General features: G+C 71.0%; 6 protein-coding genes. 1 reads left to right on the top strand and 5 read right to left on the bottom strand.

The features are described from left to right. Positions 1-20: 20 nt before the first annotated feature. The 5 genes from AB0J42_RS31485 to AB0J42_RS31505 all read right to left on the bottom strand — a co-directional run bounded on the left by AB0J42_RS31485 (position 21) and on the right by AB0J42_RS31505 (position 5,274). On the bottom strand, positions 21-1,154 hold the full coding sequence (locus AB0J42_RS31485; RefSeq protein ID WP_364300866.1) for a glycoside hydrolase family 68 protein: 1,134 nt from the start codon (positions 1,152-1,154) through the stop codon (positions 21-23). 107 nt (positions 1,155-1,261) lie between these two features. After that, complete coding sequence (locus AB0J42_RS31490; RefSeq protein WP_364300868.1) at positions 1,262-2,149, bottom strand: ROK family protein; 888 nt, start codon at positions 2,147-2,149, stop codon at positions 1,262-1,264. A 4-nt stretch (positions 2,150-2,153) separates the two neighbouring features. Next, positions 2,154-2,978 carry a carbohydrate ABC transporter permease gene (locus AB0J42_RS31495; protein ID WP_364300870.1) on the bottom strand — a complete coding sequence of 275 codons (825 nt, stop codon included), beginning with the start codon at positions 2,976-2,978 and terminating at the stop codon, positions 2,154-2,156. Then, positions 2,975-3,901, bottom strand: a complete 927-nt coding sequence (locus tag AB0J42_RS31500; RefSeq protein WP_364300872.1) for a sugar ABC transporter permease — start codon at positions 3,899-3,901, stop codon at positions 2,975-2,977. The genes AB0J42_RS31495 and AB0J42_RS31500 overlap by 4 nt, the downstream gene beginning before the upstream one ends. A gap of 5 nt (positions 3,902-3,906) precedes the next feature. Next, positions 3,907-5,274, bottom strand: a complete 1,368-nt coding sequence (locus AB0J42_RS31505; protein WP_364300874.1) for a hypothetical protein — start codon at positions 5,272-5,274, stop codon at positions 3,907-3,909. Between the two features lie 119 nt (positions 5,275-5,393). On the opposite strand from AB0J42_RS31505, the gene AB0J42_RS31510 reads away from it, so the two are divergent. Further along, on the top strand, positions 5,394-6,470 hold the full coding sequence (locus AB0J42_RS31510; RefSeq protein ID WP_364300876.1) for a LacI family DNA-binding transcriptional regulator: 1,077 nt from the start codon (positions 5,394-5,396) through the stop codon (positions 6,468-6,470). Positions 6,471-6,708 lie beyond the last annotated feature (238 nt).

The raw sequence follows: 6,708 nt of genomic DNA on the forward strand, positions 1-6,708 counted from the left end.
CATGCCCGATTTCTCGCGTCCTATTCGCACGTCGTGACGGACGTGGCCAGCCCGTCGAGGGTGAGCCTGAGCCTCGGCGCGACGGTCCCGCCGAAGTGCGCCCGTGCCCGCGCCGCTTCCGCCTGCCGCAGGTCCAGGCCCTGGTGTGCTCGGTAGTTGGCGAAGGCGACCACCTGGAGGTCGGGCAGCACCAGCCACGAGTAGGCCTGGTCAGGCTCGGCGGAGGGGTTCCGGATCACCAGGCCGGAACCGTTGAGCGGCTCGTACGGTCCCGTCAGGCTGGGGGCGGCGAAGCCGTAGAGCCCGGTGGGGGCGCGATCGGCGGGGTGGAAGGTGTGCCGCTGGGTGCAGAAGAAGAGGTAGTACCACGATCGGTGGACGACGAGGTGCGGCCGTTCCAGTTCGTGGTTGACGCCCTCGGCCACGAGGAGAGGCGGGCGCAGCGACCAGGCGCCGGCCCGCGACTCGGCCAGGGCGACGGCGCCGGTGAAGCGGTCGTCCCACGCGGTGGAGGCGGCGACCAGCAGGTAGTCGCGGCCGTCGGCCGGGTCGCGGAACCAGCCCGGATCGCGGAACGCCCTGATGTTCCCGGGGGAGCCGTCGGTCTCGTCGGCCGGCAGGTACATCCGGCCGTCGGAGCGCAGGATCTCCCGGTGCTCGGCGTCTCGCCGCAGCGTGACCCGGCCGCCCTCGGCGACCAGGACGGGGCGAGTCTCGACGACGCTCTGCCGGTATGTCGGGCGGGCCTCGCCGCGCCGCCCGGCGGCCGTGTAGTACACGGAGACGGTGCCGTCGGGCCGGCGCACCGCCGATCCCGACCATTCGCGGCTGCCTGGCGAGGCTCCGTCGGCGAAGGCGTTCCCCAGGTCCTCCCACTCCTCGCCGTACCTGCCGAGCAGGCGGATCCGGGCCTGGTGGTGGCGCTCCTCCGGGTGGCCGAGCGCGGGGGCCGACAGGGCCATCCACAGCTCGCCGCCGTCGATCACGCTCGGCGCGCCGTCCTCCTCCTGGATCGGCCACAGGTCCCACAGGTCGTGATCAGGCAGGATCCGCGGCAGAGCCGCGGGGTCGCAGACGGGCGCCGTGGTGGTGTCGGTCGCGGTGAGCAGTTCGAGGTGACGGCGGGTCCAGCGCGCCGGTCGCTCAGCGCCCATGCGGCACCCCGACGGCGCGGGTGACCGGCTTCCCGGGTGCCGGGTCCGGGCAGCGTTCTGGTGATGCCATGAAGAGCCTGCTTTCATTCGTACGGGTGATCCGGCGGTCAGGAGCACATGCCGAGTTCGATGGCGCCGGTGATGCCGGAGTGGTCGCCGAGTTCCGGGCCGACCACGTACTCGTCCATCGCGGCCCGGACGGTCAGCGCCGGCGCGGCCGGATACCCCGCGGCGAGGTCGAAGGCGCGCGCCCGGATTCGGGAGAGCAGCCCGGGGCGCTTGGCGACGCCGCCGCCGATGACGATCCGCTCGGGCGACAGCACGTAGGTCAGGTTCACGACGGCGTGGGCGAGGTATCCGGCCTCGAGCTCCCACACCGCCGGGTCGTCCAGGTCCTCGGCCCGCCGTCCCCACCGCTGACGCATCGCCTCACCGGAGGCGAGCCCTTCCAGGCAGTCACCGTGGAAGGGGCAGCTGCCCGCGAACGCGTCCCGGGTGCGGTCGCGCGGGACGCGGATGTGCCCGAACTCGGGATGCAGGAGACCGCGCAGCAGCCGGCCGTTCACCACGGCGCCCAGGCCGATGCCGGTGCCGACCGTCAGGTAGGCGACCGTCTCCCGTCCTCGCCCGGCTCCGCGCCGCCACTCCCCCAGCGCGGCGGCGTTCACGTCGGTGTCCAGACCGACGGGGACGCCCAGCGCCGTGCGCAGCGGGGAGACGACGTCGGTATGGGACCAGCCGGGTTTGGGCGTGGCCAGGATGTGGCCGTAGGCCGGCGAGTCCGGGCGCAGGTCGACGGGGCCGAAACTGCCCACGCCGACCGCGCGGAGCGTCCGGTGCCGCCGGAAGAACCGCACCGCGCCCGCGATGGTCGTCCCCGGCGTGGTCGTGGGTATGACGCCGGTCTCGAGCACCCGCCCGCCGGCGTCGGCGACGGCGCACACCCATTTCGTCCCGCCTGCCTCGATCCCCCCGTAGAGGGGCGTCGCGCTCATCGCGTCAGCCCTTCAGGGAGCCCTGGAGCAGGGCCTTGACGAAGTGCCGCTGGAAGATGAGGAAGATCGCGAGCGTGGGGGTCAGGATCAGCAGCGATCCGGCGCACAGCAGCGGGATGTCGGTTCCCCACTGGCCCTGGAACGCGCCCAGCGCGCCGGACATCGTGCGCTTGGCCGGGTCGTCCACCAGGACGATGGCCAGCAGGAACTGGTTCCAGGTCCACAGGAACAGCAGGATGGCCAGGGACGAGATCGCCGGCATGGCCAGGGGGACGTGGATGCGCCGGAACAGCTGCCACACGTTGGCGCCGTCGATCCGTGCGCTCTCGGACAGCTCGCCGGGCATGTTGACGAAGTGCGCGCGCATCCAGAAGACGCTGAACGGCATGAACAGGCCGATGAGCGGCAGGATGATGGCCCAGCGGGTGTTCAGCAGGCCCATGTCGCGGATCTGGTAGTACAGCGGCGTGATGATGCCTTCGAACGGGAGGGTCAGGCCGAGCACGAACAGCAGGAAGACCACGCGGGCGCCGATCACGCGCAGGTGGCCGATGGCGAAGCCGGCCATCGTGCCCAGCAGGATCGAGATCGGGACCACGCCCAGCACGATGAGGGTGCTCGACGTCAGCAGCGCGACCATGTTCGCGGCCTCGAAGGCCCTCGGGAAGTTGCCCCACTGCGGGTCGTCGGGCCAGGCCAGCCCGGCCGGGTAGGTGCCCGAGGGGTGCAGGGCGGTGACGAACAGGCTGAGGAACGGCAGGAGCGTGACCGCCATCAGGACGATGAGCAGCAGCCTGCCGGTCCAGGCCTCCCGCCGCGAGATGGTCATCGGTTGCCGTCCTTCGCGAACCACTGGATGGGCAGGGCACAGGCGATCACGAGGAGCATGAGCACCACGGCCAGGGCCGATGCCGTGCCCACCTCGCGTTCGGAGAAGGCCAGATAGAAGATCTGCAGGCCGGGCACCATGGTGGTGTTGCCGGGGCCGCCCTGGGTGGCGATGTAGATGATGTCGAAGCTGGCCAGGGCCGCGATGACGGTCACGGTGACGCAGACCGCGATCTCCTGCCGCAGGCTGGGGACCGTGATGGAGACGAACTCCCGCCACGCGCCGGCGCCGTCGAGCCGTGCCGCCTCGTACAACGCCGGGTCGATCTTGCTCATGCCGGCCAGGAGCAGCAGCGTGCAGAGGCCGAGCAGCACCCACGCGCCGATCATGCCGACCGCGGGCAGGGCGGTGCCGAAGTCGCCCAGCCACGCCCGGGTCACCCCGCCGAGCCCGATGAGCGAGAGCAGCTGGTTGATCACTCCGGTGGAGGCCAGCAGCCAGCTCCACGCGATGCCCGCGGCCACCAGGGGGATGACCTGCGGCAGGAAGAGCACCGTCCGCGCCACGAAGGCGAGCCGGCTGGTGGCGATGCGCCGGATCGTCGCGGCGATCGCCAGGCCCAGCACGACCGGGATCGCGCTGAAGAACACGATCAGCTGGAAAGCGTTGACCAGCGAGTCGAACAGGTCGGGGTCGGTGAACACCCGGCCGTAGTTGGCCATGCCCACCCACGTGGACGGCCCGATGCCGTTCCACTCGTACATCGAGTACTGGAACGTCAGGGCGATCGGGCGCAGGACGAACACCGCGTAGAACGCGAGCGCCGGGATGACGAACAGCCAGCCGGCCAGGCCGCGCGCGCCGCGCGGCCTGGCCGGGGCCCGCCGGTGCGCGGGCCGGGCGGCGAGAGGCCGGGTCGTCACCGTGCTCAGTTCCCTTCGACCTGACCGGCGTAGTCGGCCTGGACCGTCTTCAGCAGCTCTTCCGCCGTCTGCTGCCCGGCCACGAGCTTCTGCAGGCCCGGGGTCCAGCTCTTGGCGTAGATGGAGCCGGTGGCGTTGGCGATGAAGTCCATCGCGCCGTTGTCCTCGGCGATGTCCGCCCCGGCCGCCAGGGTGCCGGCGGTGACCGTGTCCGACGCCACCTCGGGCATGTACGCGTCGGCCGGTCCCATCGGGCGTGATCCGCCGACCTCGACGCCGATCTCGCGGGCCCGCTGGTCGGTGGCCACCCAGTCGAGGAAGAAGGCGGCGCAGTCGGCGTTCTTCGCGTTGGCGGCGATGCCGAACGTCAGGGGCGCGGACATGGCGGCGAGCTTGCCGCCCGGCTCCGCCGGCGGCATCAGGTGGAAGCCCACGTTGCCGGCCATCTGCTTGTCGAGGTTGCCCGACTCCCAGTCGCCGTTGAACATGAACAGCCCCTGGCCGTCGATGAAGCGGCTCATCATGGTGGCGTAGTCGACCGCGTTGACGTCCTTCTGGAAATATCCCGCCTTGATCCACTTCTCCAGGTGCTGGACGGCCTTCAGGTTCGACGGGGTGTCGATGGTCGCGCCGGGCTTCTGGAAGATCCAGTCGTTGATCGGGCCGGGCGGGCCGTAGGAGGCCATCAGGTTCTGCAGCGGGAACGCCAGGCCGCCGGTGGCGCCGCCGTTGAACTGCACGATGGGCGTGATGCCCGCGTTCTTCGCCTTCTCCAGCACGTCGTCGAGCTCAGCCAGCGTGGCGGGGGGCGTGGTCATGCCGACCTGGGCGGCGAGCTTCTTGTTGTAGAAGACGCCGGTCATGCTGAAGTTCAGCCCGAGAGCGTACAGGGAACCCTCACCGCGCGGCCGGCCGCCAGGACCGAGGCGCAGCTGCTCAAGCTGCGAGGCGGGCCACTTGTCCCAGCCGAAAGCCTGCGCGTAGCCGTCGAGGTTCTTCAGCAGGTTGTCCTTGACCAGTTCCGAGACCTGCGGCAGCCGCATCAGGTCGGGCGGGTTGTCCGCCAGCACCCGCGGGGCGTTCTGGGTGATCACCGCGAACTGGTCCTCGCGGATGTCCCAGGTGACGTTCGGGTACTGCTTGGTGAACTCCGCGGTCAGCTCCCTGGGCAGCGGGAAGCCGGTCTCGAAGTAGCCGGTCATCGTGATCGGGTCCGAACCGCAGGTGGGCGGCGCCGACATCGGAGCCGTGTCCGTGCTGCTCGCCTGGGGTTGCGGATTGTCGGCGCCGGGAGCCGCGCAGGCGGCCGCCAGCGTGGCCATGGCGATCACTAGCGCGGTCCCGGCCGTGCCGGGGCGAACGCGACGGGCCATGTGCATCTCCTCTGCTGCCTGAGTCCCGATCTTCGTTGCTAAATCGGGTTAGCGCCCGCTAGTCTCATCATGCGCGTCGTATGATGTCAACCCCGACTTTTGACGATCGGAGATCCTGGGTGAGCCCACGACGGGTCACGCTGGCCGACGTGGCCAAGGCCGCCGGCGTCTCACGCCCGACCGCCTCGCTGGTGCTGTCGGGCCGCGGCCGGGAACTGCGCATCTCTCAGGACGTCGAGCAGCGCGTCCTGCGAGCCGCCGAGGAATTGCAGTACCGGCCCAACATCGTCTCCGTGGGCCTGCGCACGGGCACCACCCGGACGATCGGCTTCGTCTCCGACACCGTCGCCACCTCACGGCTCGCCGGAGACATGATCAAGGGGGCGCTCGAGGCCGCCCGCGACCGCGGGTTCATGCTGTTCATCGGTGAGACCGAAGGCGACGACAAGCTCGAACTCCTCCTGCTCCAGGCCATGCACGACCGCCAGGTCGACGGGCTCATCCTGGCCTCGATGTTCACCCGTACCATAAAGCTGCCCAAGGCCCTCACGGCCGCGCCCGCCGTGCTGCTCAACGCGCTGCCCGAGCAGCCCGCGCCCCTGCCCGCTATCCTGCCCGACGAGGTCGAGGCCGGCCGCCGCGCCGCCCGCGTCCTGCTGGAGGCCGGTCACCGCGACGGCATCTACCTGATCGGCGTCGGTCCCGGCCTGCGCGACGTGCCCTCCGAAAGCCTCGCCGCCGTCGAACGGCTCGTCGGCATCCGTGAGGCGCTGGGCGAGGCGGGCGTCGAGGTGGCGGGCGCCCGCACCTGCCCCGACTGGCAGCCCGAGTACGGCCTCGCGGCGACCCGCGACCTCCTGCTAACCGCGCGGCCCCGCGCGCTGATCTGCTTCAACGACCGGATCGCCATGGGCGCCTACCAGGCTCTCGACGACTTCGGGCTCAAGGTGCCCGCCGACGTCTCCGTCGTCTCCTTCGACGACCACCCCATCGCCTCGTGGGTGCGGCCCCAGCTGACCACCGTGGCGCTGCCCCACTACGAGCTGGGCCGTAAGGCCGTCGACGTGTTGTTCACCGAGATCGACCGCGATCGCTCGGACCGTGACCGGGTGGGCGAGGTGCATCGGGTGCCGATGCCCCTGCGCAGCCGTGAATCCGTCGCGCCGCCCTCCGCCGTGGAGCGGCCGGCCGGCTGACCGCGCCCCGGTTCGACCGGGCCCGCCCCGACCGGCGTCTCGTCACCCAGTGCGCGTGCGAAGCCGCGCGGCATGGTCCGGCGCCGCCCACGTCGAGTGCGGTCTCGCTGACCGGCGGCGCCTCAGTTCGGCTTCGTAGGGCGTCAGCCGATGCGCCAGGTGTCGCCGCCCATCAGCAGCTCACCCAGATCACCCCGGCCCTTCTGCGCCACCGCCTCTTCCAACTGCTCGTTCATCA

The sequence above is a fragment of the Nonomuraea sp. NPDC049649 genome (genome assembly GCF_040675175.1).
In the GTDB taxonomy this organism is placed as follows: Bacteria; Actinomycetota; Actinomycetes; order Streptosporangiales; family Streptosporangiaceae; genus Nonomuraea.